Here is a 19,272-nt window from a genome sequence, read left to right as displayed (position 1 = left end):
TCCGACGAACGGAACCCCGTGGACATCACCACCCTGCCTGTCATCTCCACCCTGCTCGACCTCACCTCGCGTGGCCTGCTCGCCCTGACCTCGCTGCTCACCCCCCGGACGGGAGCCTTCGCCGGCGCGCTCACCATCGTGCTCGTGACCGTCGTGGTGCGGGCGGCGCTCATCCCCGCCGGCATCGCACAAGCCAAAGCCGACCAGGCGCGGATGCGGCTCGCGCCGCGGCTGCGCGAGATCCAGACCCGGCACCGCGGTGATCGGGAACGCCTGCAACGCGAGACGATGCAGCTCTACCGCTCCGAGAACGTGTCGCCGTTCGCGAGCTGCCTGCCGATCCTCATCCAGGCGCCGATCGTCGGCCTGCTGTACTCCGTGTTCATCCACGCGAGCATCGCCGGGCACGCCAACGAGCTGCTGTCGCAGACCCTGCTCGGCGTTCCGCTCGGCACGAGCCTGCTGCACGCCGTCTCGACCGGGGCCGCCGACCTCGCGACCTGGCTGGTGATCGGATGCCTCGTGCTTGCGATCGCAGCGGTGGGGGAGATCACGCGGCGGGCGTTTCGGATGGCGCCGAGCGAGGGCGTGCCGGGGGTCCCGGTCGCGATGCTCGGGGCGCTGCAGTTCATGACCGCGGTCGTGGCGATGTTCGTGCCGCTCGCGGCGGGCATCTATCTGCTGACGACGGTGACGTGGACGCTGGGGCAGCGGTTGGTGCTCAGGCGGGTGTACGGGTGAGACCCATTCACCGGGCCGCTGGCATCGCGCCGTGAACCTGTGTTCTCCACCTTGATGTCGGAAGCCATCGTCACGATGGCGTGAATCTCAAAGATTCACGCGTCTCGGGGGAGCAAACATGACGGCATCGGCTCGCGACAAGCGAGCGCTTCGATGGATGGGTTTAGCATTCGGCGCAATTGTCGTCGGGTTTGCCACAGTATTGTTTCTGTTCAGCGGGCCACGCGAGTGGACGGCTTGGGCGAGTACTTTGTTGACGATAGTTCCGGGTTTGGTCTTCACTATTTACCTCCCGGCACTCCGCGATGTCAGGGGCCATCCGAGGGTCGCCATCGCAGTTTTCCTGTTTGCCGCTGTCGTTGCAGGGTTCGTCCTCGTGAGTCTTCAGACCGCTGGCTCACGCTCCGTCGCTGAGCTGTTGCCGGCCATCGTTCTCGGTTTGGTGAGTCTCCTGGTCACAGCGGTGGTTGCGTACGTTGACCGTGACACTGCGATTGACGCTCCGCCGATCAAGACCTCGATCGCGGCGTCGGCGTTCAAAGATCAGGGGCTGTCGATCGACACCCCCGCCATTCCTGACGCCGTCCGCCTGCCGGATACCTATAGATCGCGGTCGGGGGTGAGGGCAAATCTTCTCGCCGTCGTCGTGTTTGCGACCGTTCTCGGGGTCTGCACTTTGCGAGTCAGTCGTCAGACAGGGGCGACTGGACGTTAGGCGGTCGGGAGCCCCCATCAACGTGCCTACTCCGATCCAGCCTTCCCTCCCGGTGGCAGGCTTAAACCGTGACCCCCTCCGCCCCACCGCGCGTCGCCCGACTCCGCGCCCGGCTGCTCACCGCCCTCGCCGGTGACCCGACCGGGATGGCGCCGTACGTCCGCGCGCTCGCCGACGGCGACGACGCCGGCTACTTCGCCGAGAATGGTCCCGCCTGGACGGTTCACGCCGGCATGGGCACCCTGGTCGCCGGCATCCGTGCCCTTCTCCTTCAGGCCCTGCATCCGGGCGCCCTCGCCGGCGTGCATGACTGGTCGCGCTACCGCGACGACCCGATCGGGCGCCTCGCCGGCACCGTCCGCTGGGTGATCACGCTCACGTACGGGTCGACGACGCAAGCGGATGCCGAGACCGCCCGCGTCGGGCGCTTCCACCAGCGCGTGCAGGGCGAGTACGTCGCCGGTGACGGTTCCGCGCGGACGTATACCGCCGAAGCCACCGACCTCGTGCGCTGGGTGCACCTCGCCTTCACCGACGCGTTCCTGCGCAGCCACGAGGCGTACGGCGGCTCGATCCCCGGCGGCGCCGACGCGTACGTCGCCGACTGGGCCACCGCCGGGCGCCTCATGCGCGTGGCCGACCCGCCGCTGACCGAGGCCGCCCTGCGCGCCGAGATCGACGGCTTCCTCGACCGCGGCGAGCTGCGCCGCGACGAGCGCGTCGACGACGTCGTGCGGTTCCTCAAGAAGCCCCCGTTCACAGGGCTCATGGGAGTCGCCTACCGCGTGCTGTTCGCCGCGGCGGTCGCGACCTTCCCGCCGCGGATTCGACGGATGCTGGGCCTGCGGCGCTCGTGGCTGCCGGTGAAGACGGCGACTCGCCTCATCCTGCGCGTCACCGAGCGTGCGCTCGGGTCCGGCCCTCGCGCGCAGGACATGGCAGGACTGCGGTTGCGGCGGCTGGAGGGCTAGCGCGCGCCCCGGCCACAGCTGGCGCCCATCGTCAAGAGTCGCCCCGGACATAGCGAAGGGTGTGACACTCACGTCATGCGAACAATCGTCATCACCGGCGCCAGCGACGGTATCGGAGCCGCGGCATCCCGTCAGCTCGTCTCGAAGGGCCACCGCGTCATCCTCGTCGGACGCTCACCCGAAAAGACCCGGGCGGTCGCGGAGGAGCTCGGGATGCCGCACCACCTCGCCGACTTCGCCGACCTGGCGCAGGTCCGCCGCCTCGCCGACGAGCTGCTCGCGGCGTACCCGCGCATCGACGTGCTCGCGAACAACGCCGGCGGCATCTTCGGTCCGCGCAAGCTCACCACCGACGGGTTCGAGCAGACGTTCCAGGTCAACCACCTCGGCCCGTTCCTGCTGACGAACCTGCTGCGCGAGCGGCTGGTCGAGAGCGAGGCATCCATCATCCAGACCGCCAGCGCCGCGGCCCGCATCTTCTCGCGGTTCGACATCGCCGACCTCAACGGTGCACGCCGCTACTCCGGACGCGTCGCCTACGGCAACGCCAAGCTGTCGAACATCCTCTTCACCCGCGAACTTCAGCGCCGGTGGGGGAGCGAGGGCATCTCGGCCGGAGCGTTCCACCCCGGCGTCGTCGCGACCGGCTTCGCGGGCAACCTGACCGGACCGTTCCGGTTCATGTACCACAACCCTCTCGCCAAGAGACTGCTGACGACGACCGACGAGGGCGGCAGGCGCCTCGTGTTCCTCGCCGACGGGAAGCCCGGCATCGACTGGCTGCCCGGCGCGTACTACGAGAACGACCGCGTCACGAAGACGCACAAGCTCGCCACCGACGAGGAGGTCGCGCGCGAGCTGTGGGACCGCAGCGCCGAGATGGTCAAGCTCGGCTGAGCGCCGCCACGGAAAGGATGCCGCCATGCCGCAGTACGCCGTCCTGATCTACGCCGACGACTCGGCCCACGCGCTCGACGCGTCGGACGAGCAGCTCGCCGAGCCCAACGCGCACGGCGACGAGCTCGCTCAGTCGGGAGCGTTGCGCGCCGCCTACGCGTTCACGCCGCGCGCGCTCGCGCGATCCGTCCGCGTCGACGGCGCGAGCGACGGCCCGTTCGTCGACTCCGCACAGGTCGTCGCGGGTGTGTACGTGATCGAGGCGGACGACGAGGACGCGGCGCTCGCGATCGCGGCGACGAATCCCGCCATCCGGAGCGACGGCGGCGTCGAGGTGCGGCTCATCCACAGCGGCACCTGACCTGCCGCCGCAGACGCGCGCGGCGTGACCCCCCCCAGGGCCACGCCGCGCGGCATCCGTCAGCTCTGGATGAACGCCAGGATGTCGGGGTTCAGCACGTCGGCATGCGTCGTCAGCATGCCGTGCGGGTACCCCTCGTAGATCTTCAGCGTCGAGTTCTGCAGCATCTCGGCCTGCTGCAGCGCCGCCGCCTTGTACGGCACCACCTGATCGTCGTCGCCCTGGATCACGAACACCGGCACCGTGATCGCGGCGAGGTCCTCGCGCTGATCCGTCTCGCTGAACGCCTTGATGCCCTCGTAGTGCGCGAGCGCGCTGCCTGTCATGCCCTGCCGCCACCAGTTGTCGATCACCGGCTGCGACGGCTCGACGCCCTCCCGGTTGAAGCCGTAGAACGGACCGGATGCCACGGCCTCGAAGAACTCGGCACGGTTCGCCGCGAGCGCCTCACGGAACCCGTCGAACACCGACAGGGGAGTGCCCTCGGTGTTCCAGTCGGTCTGGAGCATCAGCGGCGGCACAGCCGCGACCAGCACCGCCTTCGCCACCCGGCCCTGCGGCTCGCCGTACTTCGCGACGTACCGCGCGACCTGACCGCCACCCGTCGAGTGACCGATGTGCACCGCATTCTGCAGATCGAGGTGCTCGACGACAGCGCTTACGTCGCTCGCGTAGTGGTCCATGTCGTGACCCGTCGCGATCTGCGACGACCGGCCGTGACCGCGACGATCGCTCGCGATCACGCGGAACCCCTTGCCGAGGAAGTACAGCATCTGCGCGTCCCAGTCATCGGACGACAGCGGCCACCCGTGGTGGAACACGATCGGCTGGGCGCTCTTGTCGCCCCAGTCCTTGAAGTAGATCTCGGCGCCGTCGTCGGTGGTGATGAAAGGCATGGGCGTGTCTCCTTTGTGTGGGTGGGGCGGTTCAGCCGAGGTCGGCGATCGCGTCGGTGATGACCGTCACGACCTCGTCGGGGTGGGAACGCATCACGAGGTGCGGTGCGTCGAGTTCGATGACCGAGCGGAAGCCGCCGCGCTCGTACCCGAACCGCTCGACGTCCGGGTTGATCGTGCGATCCGCCGCCGAGACGACGCCCCAGGCGGGCTTCACCTTCCACGCCGCGATCGGCGCCGGCTCGCCGAACGCGAGAGCCGCCAGCGGACGCTGCGACACCGCCAGCACCTCCGCGACCTCCCGATCGACCCCGGCGGCGAAGATCTCGGGGAACGCGTCGACGTTCACCGACACGTCGGTGCCGGGCTCGCCGCCGTCGACGGGGAACGGCGTGTAGATGAGGTTCGCGGCGAGATCCGAGTCGGGGAAGCCGCCCTGCAGCTGCCCGAGGCTCTCGCCTTCGTCCAGCGCGTAGCCCGAGAGGTAGACGAGACCGACGACGTTCTCGGCCACCCCGGCGACGGTGATCACCGCGCCGCCGTAGCTGTGGCCGACGAGCAGCACCGGACCGTCGATCTCCTCGACGACGGAGCGGATGTACGCCGAATCGCCGAGGAGGCTGCGGTTCGGCACGGCGGGCACCTGGACCCGGAAGCCGCGGTCGAGCAGCAACCGCGTGATGGGGGCGAAACTCGCGGCATCCGCGAATGCCCCGTGGACCAGAACGACGGTGGGTGAAGCCATGGCGGGCATCCTTTCGGAAGGGGGATGCTCGTCACGCTAAAGCGCTTACCTGCCGCTGTCGTGGCCCTCGCAGTACACGTCTCAGCGCGTCGCACCCCGGTGCTTCGCCAGTCGGCTGCCCGAGGTCGGCGTATCCGTGTCAGAGGCCGGAATCGTCACCGTGCCGGCGATGAGATTCGCCCGGAGATCGACGAGCGCGCGCTCCCCGACCGTCCCCGGGATCCCGTAGCAGATCACCGTGTAGAGCCCGGGATGCGCCTCGAGGATCTGCCACTTCATGTCGACCCACCCGTGCTCGGGGAAGTGGTTCGGCGCCGTGCCCGAGGTGAGGGGGAGCGCCTCGTGCTGCTCCCACATCTCGGCGAAATCGGCATCCTCCCGCAGCAGCCCTATGATCTCCTGCCACCGCGGATCCGACGGGTTGCCGTAGTACCGCACCCGCGACACCGTCGTGCGCGCGCCGTCCTGCCACGAGTCGAGCGCACGCACCTCGGGCGGCGCTTCGAACTGCATCAGCGCGAGGTTGTTCCCCACCTCGACGTACCCCGGGGCGACCGCTCGGATGAGGTCGTTGACGACCACGATGTCCTGGTTGCGGTCGATGATGTACGCCGCCGTGTGCTCCCAGTGCGTGATCATCTCGACGAGGTCCGGCGGCGGCTCCTCGCCCTGATGCACCTCGTACGGCGCCTCGGAATCCGGCAGGGCGAGGCGCTGCAGGTACGCCGTCCCCGCTCGGTCGAGGTGCAGTGCGCGCGCGAGCGAGTTGCACACCTGCAGCGACATCTGGTGTCCGCTGCCCTGCTCGAGCCGCCGGTAGTACTCGGCGCTGATGCCGGCCAGCCGCGCGACCTCCTCCCGCCGCAGCCCACGCACGCGGCGACGGGGTTCCGGAGGGATGCCGACGGCATCCGGTGTCAGCGCAGCACGTCGCGCGCGGAGGAAGCTCGCCAGCGCGCTCTTCTCCGAGCCCGGTCGATCAGATGTCACGCCAGGCATTCTGCCCGAGGTGTGTTTCGTGTGGGGGTCAGCGCGTCAGGCGTTGCCGCCCATGACCAACATCATGAAGGCGCTCGTCGAGATCAAGCCGGTGATCGCGGCGATCGATCCGAGCGAACCGCCCACCAGCGCCATCATCTTCGACTGGCCGCGCGTGAGCGCGTAGATCGCGAGGCCGAACGCCGTCAGGCCGAGGAGGAGGCCCAGCCACGGGACGAGTCCGGTGAGGAACGCGACGATCCCGACGACCAGGGCGGCGACGGCGAGGCCCTTCTTCGGCTGCGCGTTCGTGGGGAGGGGCGGCGACGCCCGGCGGTCCGGTTCGGACCGACTCGGTAGCTGGGACATCGCTCCCTCTCTTGTCGACTGCTCCTCAGGCTACCGGGCGACTGCCGGAGCGATGTCGGAGGCCCTCACCACAATGGAGGTATGACCGAACGGCCCCGCATCAGCATCGACGAGCACGTGACGCTGCTCGCCGGTGTCGTGCACGACGCGGTCAGCGTCGAGCGGCTGCTGTCGCACCTCGAGGTCGTGAAGGTGAAGGTCCTCGCCCGGGCCAGCGCGCTCGCCGAGGCGAACGCGGCGGGCAGCGCGAACGAGCGCGACATGGCGCTGCGCGAGATCGCCGCAGAGCTCGGGGGAGCAGTCGCGGCATCCGATCGGGTCATGCAGCGTCGCATCGACGAAGCCCGCACCATCGTGGAGGACTATCCCGCCGCCCTGAAGGCCTGGGAGCTGGGTCGCATCACGCGTGCGCACGTCCGCGTGATCACAGACGCTGGCGCGAACCTCCCCGACGACGCGCGCCCCATGTTCGAGGCGATCGCCGTCGAGCGGTGCCGCCACGACACCCCCAATCGGGTGCGCGCCGAGATCGAGATCCTGGCACACCGGATGCACCCGCGCTCCTTCACCGAACGGCATCAGGATGCCGCGGCCCGCCGGTCCGTGCGCATCGTGCCCGGCCAGGACGGCATGTCCGAGCTGATCGCGAACCTGCCCACCGTGCTCGCCGAAGGCATCCACGACCGGCTCACCCAGCAGGCCCGCGCGATCATCGACACCCGCAAGGAGCGCGGCGGCATCGACGCCGTCGCGACAGACGAGCGGACCACCGACCAGGTGCGCGCCGACGTGTTCGCCGACCTGCTGCTCGCGGGAGCGCCCGCGCTCGACGACACCCGCGACACGACCGCCGGTCCGCTCGGCGCCATTCGTGCTCGCGTGCAGGTCGTCGTCCCCGCGACCGCCCTCGCCGGCGAAGACCCCGCGTGCGACCTCGTCGGGCGTTCGCCCATCGACGCCGACACCGCCCGGCGCCTCGCCGGCGGCGCCCCATCGTGGGAACGTCTCGTCACCGACCCGGTCTCGGGCACCGTGCTGGCCGTCGACACGTACCGTGTGCCGCTCGCCATGCGGCGCTACCTGCAGGCCCGCGACCAGCACTGCCGATTCCCCGGATGCCGCATGGCCGCCATCCGCTGCGAGGTCGATCACACGCACGATCACGCCCTCGGCGGCAAGACCGAGGTCACCAACCTCGGTCACCTCTGCCAACGGCACCATTCGATGAAGCAGTTCACCAAATGGCGGGTGCGACAACTCGGGGGTGGCGTCCTCGAATGGACCTCACCCCTCGGCAGAACGTATCGCGAAGACGCACCGACACCGGCCGTCGCCTTCGCTCCTGCCTGAGATGCCTGAGATACCAGAGACTGTCGATATGGCCGGTTTCCATCACGTCGAACTCTGGGTCGCCGGCCTCTCCGCTGCGCAGGCCGAATGGGGATGGCTGCTCGCCGAGCCCGGGTTCGCCCGCGAGAGCGTGTGGACCGAGGGGGAGTCGTGGGCAGCGGGCGGCGCCTACCTGACCCTCACGACGTCGCCGAACCTGTCGACGACCGTGCACGACCGGCGCGCTCCCGGGGTGAACCACATCGCCTTCTCCGGCGGATCGCGCGCCGACGTCGACGCGATCATCGCCGCCGCGCCTGACCACGGCTGGCGCGCCCTCTACCAGGAGCGGTACCCACACGCCGGCGGCCCCGATCACTACGCGGGGTGGCTCGAGAACTCAGCCGGAGCCAAAGCCGAGATCGTCGCCGACGCACCCTGACACGAACGGATCCGCCGCGGTGCCAGGATGGTCCGGTGGCCCCTGACGTGAACGCGCTCCAGAACCATCCCGGTGACGTCGAGTACCCGGTCCGGTCCCGTCGCAGGTACGCCCGCGTGCTCGAAGCCAAGCGCAAGGCCGACCCCGCCGAGATGCGCCGACGCGCTCTGCCCGTCACCCTCATCGCCGCCCCGTTCGGCATCACGGGCTTCGTCCTTTCGTTCGTGTGGCAGGTCGACGACGTCATCGTCAACTTCTTCGCCTTCGCTGTCGGCATGGCGGTCGGTCTCCTCGTCGCCTCGATCATCCTGGCGCGCCGGGATGCCGGTGCTCCGCGCCGAGCCCAGCTCGCCTACATCGCGGCATCCGGTCGACAGCCGCTCACGACGCGGCAGCAGCAGATCCTCGCGCTCGACTGCGCCAGCGACTTCGCCGCTCGCGGCTGGAACGGCTCGCTCGCGTTCACGCCCACGTACTCCGAACTCCCGCGGGAGCTGCGAACGAAGCACCAGGACGGCGAGAAGGGGTCGCCCTGGTTCTCGCTGCCCGTCGGGTCGCTCAAGCAGCTGCGCGGCGCCCTCGACGAGCAGTTCAAGATCGTCACTAAAGCCGATGCCGAGCTGCTCGTCGCCGACACGCTCACCATGGGCCTCAACTCGCAGCGCTTCGCCGAGGTCGTCCACAGCGACGGCGGCGAGCACATGATGACGCGCGTCGCCGGGCTCACCGAGATGCCCGTCTTCGACATCCAGGACCTCGCTCGCGGCACGGAGGAGCACCCCGCCCGGCTGCTGCTGGCCGCGGACATCGAACGCGGCATCGGCGGCATCCGCTACGCGTACGTCGCCGGCTACCTCACCGCCGACGAGACGTGGGCGCTGCTCGAGCCGCTCGCCGAGAAGGCGTTCGCCACCTACCGCAGCTGGGACGAGTACTGGCGCGAGGTCATCATCGCCACCGCGTTCCGCACCGATTCACTGCAGGCCGTGCAGAGTCAGCGCGACGCGCTCGCCGACCTTCGCAGGTCTTCGTGGCCAGCGGCATCCGTCACCTGGCCGGCCAGCGGGGCGCGCGCATGAGGATCGCGACCGACCTCGCCGAGATCGAGCTCGACGTCGTGCACCGTTGGCTGTCCGAGGGCGCGTACTGGGCGCTCGGCCGCAGCCGTGACGTCGTCGAGCGCGCCGCGCAGAACTCCCTGAACTTCTTCGCCCGGGACGACGACGGGACGCCCCTCGGCTATGCCCGCGTCGTCACCGATTCCGCGACGTTCGCGTGGCTCTGCGACGTCTACGTCGACCCGGGAGCGCGGGGCAAGGCCGTCGGCAAGGCGCTCGTCGGCGCCGTCGTCGACACGCTCGAGCCGATGGGCCTGAAGCGGACGCTCCTCGTCACCGCCGACGCGCACGGACTCTACGAGCAGTTCGGGTTTGAGCCGTACCCGACGCCCGAGCGCCTCATGCAGCGCGGCTGACGCAAGGCCCGGTCACTTCTCGACCTCGCGGCCCTCCGCGATCCAGGAACCCGTGCCGCCTTCGACGTTGGTCGTCTCGAGACCGTGGTGCTCAAGGAACGCCGCCGCCCGCGCGCTGCGTCCGCCGGCCTGGCAGATGAGGTGCAGGTCGTCGAGCTCGCGCAGCTCGTCCACGTGGTCGGGCACCGTGGCGAGGGGGATGTTGCGCGCGCCGGGCACGTGACCCGCCGCGAACTCGTCGGGTTCGCGGACGTCGATGATGTTCGCGGGGGAGGCCTCGGCCAGCTGCGCCGTCGTGATGGAGTGCATACCTCGATGGTCGCAGATCAGAGCGGATACCGGGCGGTCAGGCTCGTCAGATGGTGCTCCAGGAGACGGCGCGCGTGCGTCTCGGGATCCGCCGGATCGGCCCACAGCAGGTGCAGCGCGAGCCCGTCGAGGAGCGCCTGCAGACGGAGCATCTCGAGCGCGATGTCGATCTCGTCGGGCAGGTCGAGCTGACCCAGTGCGACGCCGCAGATCAACCCGACACCGTCATGCAGGTCGCGCACACTCTCGGTCAGGGTCGCGTCCGTCAGTGCGAGACTCCCCAGCTGCAGCTGCGCGATCAGCTCGACCCGGCGGGTCGTGTCGAGCGGCAGCAGCTCGAGCAGGACGGCGATCGCCAGCGGCATCCCCTCACCCGTCAACCCCGTCACGCGTGCGGCGACGGCGTCGTGGATCCGGTCGACGCAGTACCGGCGGAGCGCGAGCTGGGTCGGGAACGCGCGGCGGAGGGATGCCGTCGCCAGCCCTGCCTCATCCGCGATTTTCCGCACCGAGAGTGCGGCGAGTCCGTCACGGGCGAGGACGCGCATCGCGGCGTCCCCGATCGCACGGTCGCGCTCGTCGTGGTCGATCAGTCGCGGCATATTTCCATCATGCCGCGACGGCGGGTGCCTTCTTCGGCCAGACGGTGTAGCCCAGCGCCCATAGGACGTCGATGCCGATGACGACCCCGAGGATCGGGAAGAACCGCAGCAGCTCCGACGTGCGTTCGGGAGCCCCGACAAGCAGGATCAGCCCGACCAGCACGGCCGCCGCGATGGCGGCGGCGAGCAGGGTGCGAGGCACGTCCTTCCAGCAGGCGCGTGCGTAGTCCCAGCCGTACCGTCCGGGGCGCGGCGCCGCGCCCCGGAACCATTGAGCGAATTTCGCGTCGGCCCACGCCACCATCCGGTGTCCGTACGCGACCGAGACGCCGATGTAGAGCGCGGCCAGGCCGTGATGCCACGACGCGGTACCGCCCCCCAGGAGATCGACCCCGACGAGGACGAGCAGGATCAGGTCGATGACCGGAGCCGCGAGCAGGAGCATCGCTCCCAGACGCGGGCGACGGAAGACGTAGCGGGCGACGAGACCCGCGATGATCGCGAGCCAGAAGCCGATTTCGCAGGCGATGATCGCCACCAGGATCACGGGGATTCCTTTCGTCCGAACGAGTCCGATCAAAGTAGCACGACTGTGCTAAATAAGCCGGCCGCCGGTCGCGATAGCGTTCCTTCGTGATCCCGATCGAGAACCTCCTCGCCTTCGCCCTGGCGTCGATGGTGATCATCGTCATCCCGGGTCCCGGGGTCCTGTTCGTCATCGGCCGATCCATCGCGCTCGGCCGCCGCGCGGGCGTCCTCAGCGTGCTCGGGAACTCGCTCGGCAACATCCCCGCGATCCTGCTCGTCGCCTTCGGCGTCGGGGCGATCGTCGCGTCGTCGGTCATCGCGTTCACGGCGATCAAGGTCATCGGCGCGATCTATCTCGTCTACCTGGGCGTCCAGGCGATCCGGCACCGGAAGCACCGAGCGGAGCGGGACGGGCGAGCATCGGCATCCGTCGTCACCCTGCTGCGTCAGGGGTTCATCGTCGGGCTCACCAACCCGAAGACCATCGCGTTCTTCGTTGCCGTGCTCCCGCAGTTCGTCGCTCGGGATGCCGGACCGGTCTGGGCGCAGCTGTTGTTCCTCGGCCTCGTGTTCCAGGCGATCGCCCTCGTCTGCGACAGCACGTGGGCGGTCGCCGCCGGCACGGCGCGCACCTGGTTCGGGCGCTCGCCGGGGCGCCTGGCGACGCTGTCGGGTGCGGGGGGATTCCTCATGATCGGGCTCGGCGGTGCGCTCGCCCTCACCGGCGCGAAAAGCTGACGAACGGGAATGTTCCGGCGCGCTCGTGCGCTGGAACACCCCATGACGAACAACACGAAGCCTGCGCAGTCGTCCGGCACGTTCCGCATCGGCGGAGATCTCGAGGTCAACCGCCTCGGCTACGGCACCATGCAGCTCACCGGCCCCGGCGTCTGGGGTCCGCCGAAGGATCGCGATGAGGCCATCCGCGTCCTCCGTCGCAGCGTCGAGCTCGGCGTGAACTTCTTCGACACCGCCGAGTCGTACGGCCCCTACGTCGCCGAGGAGCTCCTCAAGGAAGCCCTCCACCCCTACGCCGACGACGTCGTCATCGCGACGAAGTCCGGCCTCACCCGCACCGGCCCGAACGTCTGGCCGCCGCTCGGACGCCCCGAGTTCCTGCGTCAGGGCGCGGAGATGAGCCTCCGGCGCCTCGGCCTCGAGCGCATCGACCTGTTCCAGCTGCACCGCATCGACCCGAAGGTCCCCCTCGCGGACCAGGTCGGCGAGCTGAAGGCGCTGCAGGACGAGGGCAAGATCCGCCACATCGGCCTCTCCGAGGTCTCGATCGACGAGGTCAAGGCCGCTCAGGAGATCGCCGAGATCGTCACGGTTCAGAACCTCTACAACCTGCAGCACCGCGACGCCGAGGACCTCCTCGACTGGTCGGAGGAGCAGGGCATCGGTTTCATCCCGTGGTTCCCGCTCGCGACCGGCGGCCTCACCGGCCCCGACTCGCCGCTGACCGACATCGCCGAGCGCAAGAACGCGACCCCCGCCCAGGTCGCCCTCGCATGGCTGCTCAAGCGCTCGCCCGTCATGCTCCCGATCCCGGGCACGTCGAGCGTCGCCCACCTCGAGGACAACCTCCAGGGCGCCGTCATCGAGCTGACCGACGAGGAGTTCGCGGAACTCTCGAAGCTCGGCAGCTGAGCCCCGGCATCCCTGGCGTCACGCGTCCACCTCTGCAAGGGTGGGCGCGTGACGCATTTCAGTGGTCAACCCGTCGTTCGGATGTGGACCGGTGTGGTGCGCGCCGAGGATGCGGACCGCTACATCCGGTACGTGGAGCGCACCGGCATGGATGCGTATCGCGCCACCCCCGGCAACCTCGGCGCGTGGCTGCTGACGCGCGACCTCGGCGACGGCCGCACGGAGATCACGACCCTGTCGCGGTGGGAGAACCTCGCCGTGATCGCGGCCTTCGCGGGCGACGACATCGAGCGTGCGGTGTTCTACCCGGAGGATGACGAGTTCCTCATCGAGCGCGACGAGCGGGTCCGTCACTATCGGCAGGCGTGACCGTATCTTCTTCACCTGATCCCGCGTACGGTGAGCACTATGTGGACAGTTCTCATCATCTTGTTGATCATCTGGGTGGTGCTGTCGATCGTCGGTTTCGCGTTCGAGGGTCTCTTCTGGCTCGGCCTCATCGGCATCGTGCTCTTCGTCGGCACCCTCGTGTTCGGCTTCATCCGACGGAGCGCCGCCAAGAAGAAGGTCTGACCGGGGCTACGCCTGCCGGTGGTGCACGCTAGAGCCATGGCTGCTGTCTCGTCGCTCTACCGGTATCCGATCAAGGGCTTCACGCCCGAACCCCGCACCGCACTCGTCGTGCAGGCTGACGGGCGTATTGCCGGCGACCGCGTGCTCGCGTTCCGCTTCGCCGACGCCACGGCTCCCGAGGACGACGACGGCCTCGACTTCTGGCCGAAGAGCCGCGGCCTCGCGCTCATGGACTTCCCCTCCATCGCCCGCCTGCACGTCGAGGTCGACGACGGCATCGTGCGCATGAGCGACGACGGCACGCTGCTGGTCGAGGCGGGGCTCGACGACACGGGTCGCCGTGAACTCGAGGACGCCGCCACCGCCTTCGTCGCGCGGTCCTCCGAGGCGAGACTCCTGCAGCGCGAGGGCGTCCTGCCCCTCCGGCTCATCGGCGACGGTGTCACGTCACGGTTCCAGGATCGCGCGCGCGGCTACGTCTCGCTCCACGGCGAGTCGACGGTCGCGCAGGTGGATGCCGCGGTCCCGGCATCCGTCGATGACCGCCGCTTCCGCTCCAACATCGTGGTGTCGGGCACTGCGCCCTGGGAGGAGCTCGACTGGTCGGGCCGCGTCCGCATCGGCGACGTCGAGTTCGAGGTCCAACGCCCCATCGGTCGATGCGCCGCGATCACCGCGAATCCCGACACCGGCGAGCGCGATGCGCGACTGCTGCGCGTGCTCACGACCGAGTTCGGTCAGAGCGAGGCGACCCTCGGCATCCTGCTGCTGCCCGTCGGCGACGGCGGCACGGTGCACGTGGGGGACGAGATCGTCGCCGACCGGAACTGACCGCCTGGGAGCGATCCCATAGACTCTTCGTCGGCATTCCCCATGCACTCTCCGATCCACACCCCCGCTCCACCGCGCCGCGACATCCAAGGCCTTCGCGCCCTTGCCGTCCTCGCGGTCATCGGCGCACACGCCGCCGGATGGCCGGCGGGCGGGGTCATGGGCGTCGACGTCTTCTTCGTCATCTCGGGATTCCTCATCACCGGGATGCTGCTGCGCGAAGCGCGTGACACCGGCCGACTCGCGCTCGGCTCGTTCTACGCGCGCCGAGCGCGCCGCCTGCTGCCCGCGGCGCTGACCGTGCTGATCGCCGTCGGGGTCGCCGGCTGGTTCCTCTTCAACCGCACCCGCGGCGAGCAGACGCTGTGGGATGCCGCCTGGGCCGCCGTCTTCGCATCGAACTGGAACTTCGCTGCGCAAGGCACCGACTACTTCGCCGACACCGGAGCCGTCTCGCCGCTGCAGCACTTCTGGTCGCTGTCGGTCGAAGAGCAGTTCTACCTCGTCTGGCCGCTGCTGCTCCTGATCGTCGTCGCCCTCGTCGGCCGCACGCGGGTCAGGATCGTCGCGGGTGTTCTCGCGGCAGCGGTCGTGGCGGGGTCGTTCGGCTGGGCGCTCGTCCAGTCCGATTCGCAGGCGACCGTCGCGTACTTCTCCACGCTGACCCGCGCGTGGGAGCTCGGCCTCGGCGCGCTCATCGCCGTTCTCGTCCCCCTGCTGCGCCGCATCCCGCGCGCGCTCGGAGGCGTGATGCAGTGGACGGGCGTCGCGGGGATCGTCGCGTCGCTGCTGCTCATCGACCCGACCGGGGGAGGCTTCCCCGCCCCGTGGGCGGCGGCGCCCGTGGCCGCCACGGCGCTCGCGATCGCGGGCGGGGTCGGGGGAGACCCGCGGCACCGACACCTCTTCCCGCTCGCCAACCCGGCGTCCGTCTTCGTCGGCGACGCCTCGTACTCGCTGTACCTGTGGCACTTCCCGGTGGTGGTCTTCGCGACAGCGCTGCTCCCGGCATCCGAGTGGCATGTCTGGATCGTGCTGGGCGCGAGCGTCGTCCTCGGCCTCGCGTCGTACCTGATCGTCGAGCAGCCCCTGCGCTACGCGCCGTTCCTCGGCGGGATGCCGCGCCCCGAGGCCCCTGAACCCGAACCGGAGCCGGAGCCCGTCCCCGTGCCTGTCGTTGCGGTCGCGACGACCCGCCCCGCGGGGTGGACGCCGGGGACGCGATACTTCCCGGGATCATCCCGGCCGGCGGCTCCGCGCATCGAGCCCGCCGCGATCGCGGCGGCGCCCATCCCCGTCGCCGAGCCGGTCGTCGCCGAATCGGCCACCGAGCCGCGCGGGAGTGCGCTGGCCACATGGCGCGAGCGCTTCGCCGCGCAGGTCTTCCTCGCGACGGCCGGACTCGTGGTCGTCGCACTCGCGGGCGCGCTCGCGGTGACAGCATCCGGTCATGGTCCCCGGTTCGGTCTGCCCGAACTAGCCCCCGCGGCGTCGGCGCCCACGGTCTCGGGCGACCCCACCGCCGATCTGCAGGCGGAACTGGCCGCCGCCGTCACCGCGGACGCGTGGCCCGACCTCACCCCGTCGCTCGATCGCGTGATGGCGGCATCGTCGGGAGCCAACCCCGCGCACGATTGCTTCTCGCCCGGCGCGACGACGGCCTGCGGGTGGGGGAGCGGCGATGCGCCCGTGCACATCTGGCTCGTCGGCGACTCGACCGCCATGGCCTACGCGCCTGCCTTCCGCCGCATCGCGGACGACAGTGCCGGCGGCATCCGCGTCTCGGCCATGGGAATGTACGGATGCCGCTTCACCGACGTCCTCGTCGAGAACGACGACCCGCAGGTGATGGCGGGATGTCAGGAGCGGAAGGCCGCTGCGCGCGGGGCGATCCTCGCCGACAAGCCCGACCTCGTCGTGATGTCGAACGCCTTCACGCTCGGCCGCACAGCCGACGGCACCGACCTGTCGGCGGACAAGCTCATCGCCGCACAGCGACGCGAGGCCGACACCTACGGGATGGGCGAGCGGATGCTGCACCTCGCCCCGCCGCCCCAGGGCGTGAGCCTCGCCGCCTGCTACACGCCGACGTCGTCGCCCCGGGCGTGCGACAGCGCGGTCGACGGGACGTGGCGCACGATGGAGGCCCTCTCGGAGCGCGCCGCCAGGGACGCCGGCGACCATGCGATGTCGTCGCTCCCGTTCACATGCGCCGACGAGGTCTGCCCGCCCTTCGCGGGGTCGATCCCGACGAAGTACGACCAGACCCACCTGACCGTCGAATACGCCGAGCACATCGCGCCGGCGGTGCGGCAGGCGCTCGACACCGCGGGTCTGCTGACCACGCGCTGACGACCTGCGCCAAGATGGCGGGATGCCTCTCCTCCCCGCCCCGCGCCTCATCGACCCCGCCGCCGTCCCCGCCCTGCGGTGGGGTGTCATCGGCACCGGGATCGCCGACCAGTTCGTGCACGCTATCCACACCCACACGACGCAGCGCGCGGTGGCCGTGACGGCACGCGACACGACGAAGACCCACGCCTTCGCAGAGCGGCACGACATCGCGCGCACGCACGACTCCGTCGGTGAGCTGGTCGCCGACCCCGACGTCGACGTCGTCTACGTCGCCACGCCGCATCCGCTCCACCGCGAGCAGGCGCTCGCCGCCATCGCCGCCGGAAAGCACGTGCTCATCGAGAAGCCGATCGCGATGACCGCGGCGGACGCGCGCGAGATCCTCGACGCCGGACGCGCAGCAGGCGTGCTCGTCGCCGAGGCGATGTGGACCCGCTACCTGCCGCAGGCCGACGTGATCCGCCAGCTGCTCGAGGCGGGGACCCTCGGCGAGATCGACCTCGTCCGCGCCGACTTCGGCTCGCTCGTCCCCTTCGACCCCGCGAGTCGGATGTTCGCCCCGGCGCTCGGAGGCGGCGCCATGCTCGACCTCGGCGTCTACATCGTCGCGTTCGCCTCGTCGATCATCGGACCGCCCACGACGATCCGCGCCGTCGGCACCCTCGCGCCGACCGGTGTCGACGACAGCGCCACGATCGCCCTGAAGACGGATGCCGGGGCCCAAGCCGCCCTCGCGACGACCTTCGGAGCGGTCACCCCGATCGAGGCATCCGTCTTCGGCTCCCGCGGCCGACTCGACGTCCTCAGCCCGTTCTACGGGCCGACCGGGCTGCGCCTCAGCGTCGATGGACAGGTCGAGGAGTGGCGCGACGACACCCTGCCGCAGGTGCACGACGGGCTCGGCTATCAGGCGACCGCGGTCGCCTCGTTCGTGGGAGCCGGGCTCGTCGAGTCCCCGCTCCACCCGCACGATGAGGTCGTGTCGGTGCTCGCCACGATCGACGAGGTCCGCCGTCAGATCGCCGCCGGCTGAGCACGTGCTGGTGGCCCGGGGTTAGCCTTGATCACCATGACCATCCAGCACACCGTCATCTTCGCCCTGCACCACGCGGAGGATTCCTCCGAAGAGAAGACGTTCCTGACGGACGCGCAGCGGTCCCTCTCGGCCATCCCCGGCGTCCAGCAGTTCCGCGTCAACCGTCAGATCAGCCCGCGCAGCGACCTGCGGTGGCAGTTCACGATGCTGTTCGACGACCAGGCCGCCTACGACGCGTACAGCGCCCACCCCGACCATGTCGCCTTCGTCGAGAGCCGCTGGAGCCACGAGGTCCGCGACTTCCAGGAGTTCGACTTCGTCGCCGGCGACTGATCGGGGCGGGCGGGGCGCTCAGCGCTCCGAACGCACGTCCGCGAGCGACGGGTAGTCGGTGTAGCCCTCTGCTCCGCCGGTGTAGAAGTACTCCGGTCGCGGCTCGTTCAGCTCGGCGCGCTGCTCCCACCGGGTCGGCAGATCCGGGTTGGCGATGACGGGGCGGCCGACGGCGACGGCATCCGCCCATCCCTCGAGCACGAGCTCCTCGGCCTCTTCACGCGTCGTGACGACCCCGAAGCCCGAGTTGAGGATCGTGGGTGCGCCCGCCGCGTGGCGGATGTGCTGCACGATGTCGCTCTTCGGGTCGGCGTGCAGGATGTCGACGAACGCCAGACCCAGCGGGGCCAGGCCCTCGGCGAGGGCCGTGTAGGTCGCACGCGCGTCGGCGTCATCGCTCTCGAGGACACCGGGGATCTGGTGCTGCGGCGAGAGACGGATGCCGGTGCGCTCCGCCCCGACCGCCTCGGCGACCGCGCGGGTCACCTCGATGCCGAAGCGCGCGCGGTTCTCGGGAGATCCGCCGTACACGTCGTCGCGGACGTTCGACTCGGGGGAGAGGAACTGGTGGACGAGGTAGCTGTTCGCGCCGTGGACCTCGACACCGTCCATGCCCGCGGCGATCGCGTTGCGCGCCGCCTGCACGAACTGCGCGACGGTCTCTGCGACCTCCGCCGTCGTGAGGGCGTGCGGGACGGGGAGGTCGACCTTCTCGCCCGTCACCGTGCGCCCCTGGCCGGGGGAGGCGATGGCGCTCGGGCCCACGACCAGGTCGACGCCCGAGATCTCGGGGTGCGAGACGCGCCCGCCGTGCATCAGCTGCATGACGATCGTGCCGCCCTCGGCGTGCACCGCGTCGGCGACGCGACGCCAGCCGGCGATCTGCTCATCGGTCTCGATGCCCGGCTGGCCGGGGTAGGACTTGCCGGCGACCACGGGCCAGGTGCCCTCGGTGACGATGAGGCCGACACCGGCGCGCTGGCGGTAGTACTCGACCATCACATCGTTCGGCACACCGTCCTCCGCAGCCCGCGTGCGGGTGAGGGGTGCCATGACGACACGGTTGGACAGATCGAGGGCGCCGAAGACGGCGGATTCGTACAGGCTCATGTTGAGGGGCAACGACATGTCAGCACG

24 protein-coding genes are annotated in these 19,272 nt (G+C 70.0%); 16 read left to right on the top strand and 8 right to left on the bottom strand.

Annotation, left to right across the window (positions count from 1 at the left end):
• Window positions 1-18 precede the first annotated feature (18 nt).
• The 4 genes from AC4NN1_RS04620 (at window position 19) to AC4NN1_RS04605 (ending at window position 3,685) form a co-directional block, all read left to right on the top strand.
• A complete protein-coding gene (locus AC4NN1_RS04620; RefSeq protein WP_491954665.1) occupies window positions 19-741 on the top strand; it encodes a YidC/Oxa1 family membrane protein insertase in 723 nt (240 codons plus the stop codon).
• A 783-nt stretch (window positions 742-1,524) separates the two neighbouring features.
• Entirely contained in the window at window positions 1,525-2,427 is a 903-nt protein-coding gene (locus AC4NN1_RS04615; protein ID WP_491954664.1) for an oxygenase MpaB family protein, read from the top strand.
• Between the two features lie 75 nt (window positions 2,428-2,502).
• Complete coding sequence (locus AC4NN1_RS04610) at window positions 2,503-3,324, top strand: SDR family NAD(P)-dependent oxidoreductase (RefSeq protein ID WP_491954663.1); 822 nt, start codon at window positions 2,503-2,505, stop codon at window positions 3,322-3,324.
• A gap of 25 nt (window positions 3,325-3,349) precedes the next feature.
• Window positions 3,350-3,685, top strand: coding sequence for a YciI family protein (locus AC4NN1_RS04605; protein WP_491954662.1), 336 nt, complete (start codon window positions 3,350-3,352; stop codon window positions 3,683-3,685).
• Between the two features lie 59 nt (window positions 3,686-3,744).
• Here AC4NN1_RS04605 and AC4NN1_RS04600 read toward each other — a convergent pair whose 3' ends face one another.
• The 4 genes from AC4NN1_RS04600 to AC4NN1_RS04585 all read right to left on the bottom strand — a co-directional run bounded on the left by AC4NN1_RS04600 (window position 3,745) and on the right by AC4NN1_RS04585 (window position 6,673).
• On the bottom strand, window positions 3,745-4,581 hold the full coding sequence (locus tag AC4NN1_RS04600) for an alpha/beta fold hydrolase (RefSeq protein WP_491954661.1): 837 nt from the start codon (window positions 4,579-4,581) through the stop codon (window positions 3,745-3,747).
• A 31-nt stretch (window positions 4,582-4,612) separates the two neighbouring features.
• Window positions 4,613-5,326, bottom strand: a complete 714-nt coding sequence (locus AC4NN1_RS04595) for an alpha/beta hydrolase (protein WP_491954660.1) — start codon at window positions 5,324-5,326, stop codon at window positions 4,613-4,615.
• A gap of 81 nt (window positions 5,327-5,407) precedes the next feature.
• Window positions 5,408-6,316 carry a helix-turn-helix transcriptional regulator gene (locus tag AC4NN1_RS04590; protein WP_491954659.1) on the bottom strand — a complete coding sequence of 303 codons (909 nt, stop codon included), beginning with the start codon at window positions 6,314-6,316 and terminating at the stop codon, window positions 5,408-5,410.
• A gap of 45 nt (window positions 6,317-6,361) precedes the next feature.
• Window positions 6,362-6,673, bottom strand: a complete 312-nt coding sequence (locus AC4NN1_RS04585; RefSeq protein ID WP_491954658.1) for a hypothetical protein — start codon at window positions 6,671-6,673, stop codon at window positions 6,362-6,364.
• An 81-nt stretch (window positions 6,674-6,754) separates the two neighbouring features.
• On the opposite strand from AC4NN1_RS04585, the gene AC4NN1_RS04580 reads away from it, so the two are divergent.
• From AC4NN1_RS04580 to AC4NN1_RS04565, 4 genes are read left to right on the top strand one after another with little or no spacing between them, the layout of a single operon-like run.
• Window positions 6,755-8,023: an HNH endonuclease signature motif containing protein gene (locus tag AC4NN1_RS04580; RefSeq protein ID WP_491954657.1), complete on the top strand. Its 1,269-nt coding sequence runs from the start codon at window positions 6,755-6,757 to the stop codon at window positions 8,021-8,023.
• 28 nt (window positions 8,024-8,051) lie between these two features.
• Window positions 8,052-8,444, top strand: a complete 393-nt coding sequence (locus AC4NN1_RS04575; protein WP_491954656.1) for a VOC family protein — start codon at window positions 8,052-8,054, stop codon at window positions 8,442-8,444.
• Window positions 8,445-8,479: 35 nt separating this feature from the next.
• Window positions 8,480-9,523, top strand: coding sequence for a DUF1266 domain-containing protein (locus AC4NN1_RS04570; protein WP_491954655.1), 1,044 nt, complete (start codon window positions 8,480-8,482; stop codon window positions 9,521-9,523).
• A complete protein-coding gene (locus AC4NN1_RS04565) occupies window positions 9,520-9,918 on the top strand; it encodes a GNAT family N-acetyltransferase (protein WP_491954654.1) in 399 nt (132 codons plus the stop codon). Before AC4NN1_RS04570 ends, AC4NN1_RS04565 begins: the two co-directional genes overlap by 4 nt.
• Before the next feature lie 12 nt (window positions 9,919-9,930).
• Here the strand turns inward: AC4NN1_RS04565 and AC4NN1_RS04560 are convergent, their stop codons facing one another.
• From AC4NN1_RS04560 to AC4NN1_RS04550, 3 genes are read right to left on the bottom strand one after another with little or no spacing between them, the layout of a single operon-like run.
• A complete protein-coding gene (locus tag AC4NN1_RS04560) occupies window positions 9,931-10,227 on the bottom strand; it encodes a rhodanese-like domain-containing protein (protein WP_020096921.1) in 297 nt (98 codons plus the stop codon).
• Window positions 10,228-10,244: 17 nt separating this feature from the next.
• Window positions 10,245-10,829, bottom strand: a complete 585-nt coding sequence (locus AC4NN1_RS04555; RefSeq protein WP_491954653.1) for a TetR/AcrR family transcriptional regulator — start codon at window positions 10,827-10,829, stop codon at window positions 10,245-10,247.
• A gap of 7 nt (window positions 10,830-10,836) precedes the next feature.
• Complete coding sequence (locus AC4NN1_RS04550) at window positions 10,837-11,376, bottom strand: hypothetical protein (RefSeq protein WP_491954652.1); 540 nt, start codon at window positions 11,374-11,376, stop codon at window positions 10,837-10,839.
• A gap of 86 nt (window positions 11,377-11,462) precedes the next feature.
• Between AC4NN1_RS04550 and AC4NN1_RS04545 the strand changes: the two genes are divergently transcribed.
• The 8 genes from AC4NN1_RS04545 to AC4NN1_RS04510 are packed head-to-tail and all read left to right on the top strand — an operon-like array spanning window position 11,463 to window position 18,135.
• Window positions 11,463-12,095 carry a LysE family translocator gene (locus AC4NN1_RS04545; RefSeq protein ID WP_491954651.1) on the top strand — a complete coding sequence of 211 codons (633 nt, stop codon included), beginning with the start codon at window positions 11,463-11,465 and terminating at the stop codon, window positions 12,093-12,095.
• A 42-nt stretch (window positions 12,096-12,137) separates the two neighbouring features.
• Window positions 12,138-13,007: an aldo/keto reductase gene (locus AC4NN1_RS04540; protein WP_363458375.1), complete on the top strand. Its 870-nt coding sequence runs from the start codon at window positions 12,138-12,140 to the stop codon at window positions 13,005-13,007.
• A 48-nt stretch (window positions 13,008-13,055) separates the two neighbouring features.
• Window positions 13,056-13,376, top strand: coding sequence for a hypothetical protein (locus tag AC4NN1_RS04535; protein WP_231370869.1), 321 nt, complete (start codon window positions 13,056-13,058; stop codon window positions 13,374-13,376).
• Window positions 13,377-13,415: 39 nt separating this feature from the next.
• A complete protein-coding gene (locus AC4NN1_RS04530; RefSeq protein ID WP_018188508.1) occupies window positions 13,416-13,580 on the top strand; it encodes a hypothetical protein in 165 nt (54 codons plus the stop codon).
• A gap of 36 nt (window positions 13,581-13,616) precedes the next feature.
• Window positions 13,617-14,411: an MOSC domain-containing protein gene (locus AC4NN1_RS04525; RefSeq protein WP_491954650.1), complete on the top strand. Its 795-nt coding sequence runs from the start codon at window positions 13,617-13,619 to the stop codon at window positions 14,409-14,411.
• Between the two features lie 42 nt (window positions 14,412-14,453).
• Window positions 14,454-16,763 carry an acyltransferase family protein gene (locus AC4NN1_RS04520; protein WP_491954649.1) on the top strand — a complete coding sequence of 770 codons (2,310 nt, stop codon included), beginning with the start codon at window positions 14,454-14,456 and terminating at the stop codon, window positions 16,761-16,763.
• A gap of 22 nt (window positions 16,764-16,785) precedes the next feature.
• Complete coding sequence (locus AC4NN1_RS04515; protein WP_491954648.1) at window positions 16,786-17,799, top strand: Gfo/Idh/MocA family protein; 1,014 nt, start codon at window positions 16,786-16,788, stop codon at window positions 17,797-17,799.
• A 36-nt stretch (window positions 17,800-17,835) separates the two neighbouring features.
• On the top strand, window positions 17,836-18,135 hold the full coding sequence (locus tag AC4NN1_RS04510) for a Dabb family protein (RefSeq protein WP_018188504.1): 300 nt from the start codon (window positions 17,836-17,838) through the stop codon (window positions 18,133-18,135).
• A gap of 18 nt (window positions 18,136-18,153) precedes the next feature.
• Here the strand turns inward: AC4NN1_RS04510 and AC4NN1_RS04505 are convergent, their stop codons facing one another.
• Window positions 18,154-19,263: an alkene reductase gene (locus AC4NN1_RS04505; protein WP_336124141.1), complete on the bottom strand. Its 1,110-nt coding sequence runs from the start codon at window positions 19,261-19,263 to the stop codon at window positions 18,154-18,156.
• Window positions 19,264-19,272: the final 9 nt, after the last annotated feature.

The sequence above is a fragment of the Microbacterium sp. MDV22-iso44 genome, from assembly GCF_058629135.1.
Note: the sequence above shows the minus strand (reverse complement) of the source record. Positions and strands in the feature narration are given on the sequence as shown.

Excerpts from the sequence above, each read along its gene's own strand:
- AC4NN1_RS04610 (WP_491954663.1), top strand. The coding sequence starts at position 2,503 with ATGCGAACAATCGTCATCACCGGCGCCAGCGACGGTATCGGAGCCGCG.
- AC4NN1_RS04605 (WP_491954662.1), top strand. The coding sequence starts at position 3,350 with ATGCCGCAGTACGCCGTCCTGATCTACGCCGACGACTCGGCCCACGCG.
- AC4NN1_RS04600 (WP_491954661.1), bottom strand. The coding sequence starts at position 4,581 with ATGCCTTTCATCACCACCGACGACGGCGCCGAGATCTACTTCAAGGAC.
- AC4NN1_RS04595 (WP_491954660.1), bottom strand. The coding sequence starts at position 5,326 with ATGGCTTCACCCACCGTCGTTCTGGTCCACGGGGCATTCGCGGATGCC.
- AC4NN1_RS04585 (WP_491954658.1), bottom strand. The coding sequence starts at position 6,673 with ATGTCCCAGCTACCGAGTCGGTCCGAACCGGACCGCCGGGCGTCGCCG.
- AC4NN1_RS04580 (WP_491954657.1), top strand. The coding sequence starts at position 6,755 with ATGACCGAACGGCCCCGCATCAGCATCGACGAGCACGTGACGCTGCTC.
- AC4NN1_RS04575 (WP_491954656.1), top strand. The coding sequence starts at position 8,052 with ATGGCCGGTTTCCATCACGTCGAACTCTGGGTCGCCGGCCTCTCCGCT.
- AC4NN1_RS04565 (WP_491954654.1), top strand. The coding sequence starts at position 9,520 with ATGAGGATCGCGACCGACCTCGCCGAGATCGAGCTCGACGTCGTGCAC.
- AC4NN1_RS04560 (WP_020096921.1), bottom strand. The coding sequence starts at position 10,227 with ATGCACTCCATCACGACGGCGCAGCTGGCCGAGGCCTCCCCCGCGAAC.
- AC4NN1_RS04555 (WP_491954653.1), bottom strand. The coding sequence starts at position 10,829 with ATGCCGCGACTGATCGACCACGACGAGCGCGACCGTGCGATCGGGGAC.
- AC4NN1_RS04540 (WP_363458375.1), top strand. The coding sequence starts at position 12,138 with ATGACGAACAACACGAAGCCTGCGCAGTCGTCCGGCACGTTCCGCATC.
- AC4NN1_RS04530 (WP_018188508.1), top strand. The coding sequence starts at position 13,416 with ATGTGGACAGTTCTCATCATCTTGTTGATCATCTGGGTGGTGCTGTCG.
- AC4NN1_RS04525 (WP_491954650.1), top strand. The coding sequence starts at position 13,617 with ATGGCTGCTGTCTCGTCGCTCTACCGGTATCCGATCAAGGGCTTCACG.
- AC4NN1_RS04520 (WP_491954649.1), top strand. The coding sequence starts at position 14,454 with ATGCACTCTCCGATCCACACCCCCGCTCCACCGCGCCGCGACATCCAA.
- AC4NN1_RS04515 (WP_491954648.1), top strand. The coding sequence starts at position 16,786 with ATGCCTCTCCTCCCCGCCCCGCGCCTCATCGACCCCGCCGCCGTCCCC.
- AC4NN1_RS04510 (WP_018188504.1), top strand. The coding sequence starts at position 17,836 with ATGACCATCCAGCACACCGTCATCTTCGCCCTGCACCACGCGGAGGAT.
- AC4NN1_RS04505 (WP_336124141.1), bottom strand. The coding sequence starts at position 19,263 with ATGTCGTTGCCCCTCAACATGAGCCTGTACGAATCCGCCGTCTTCGGC.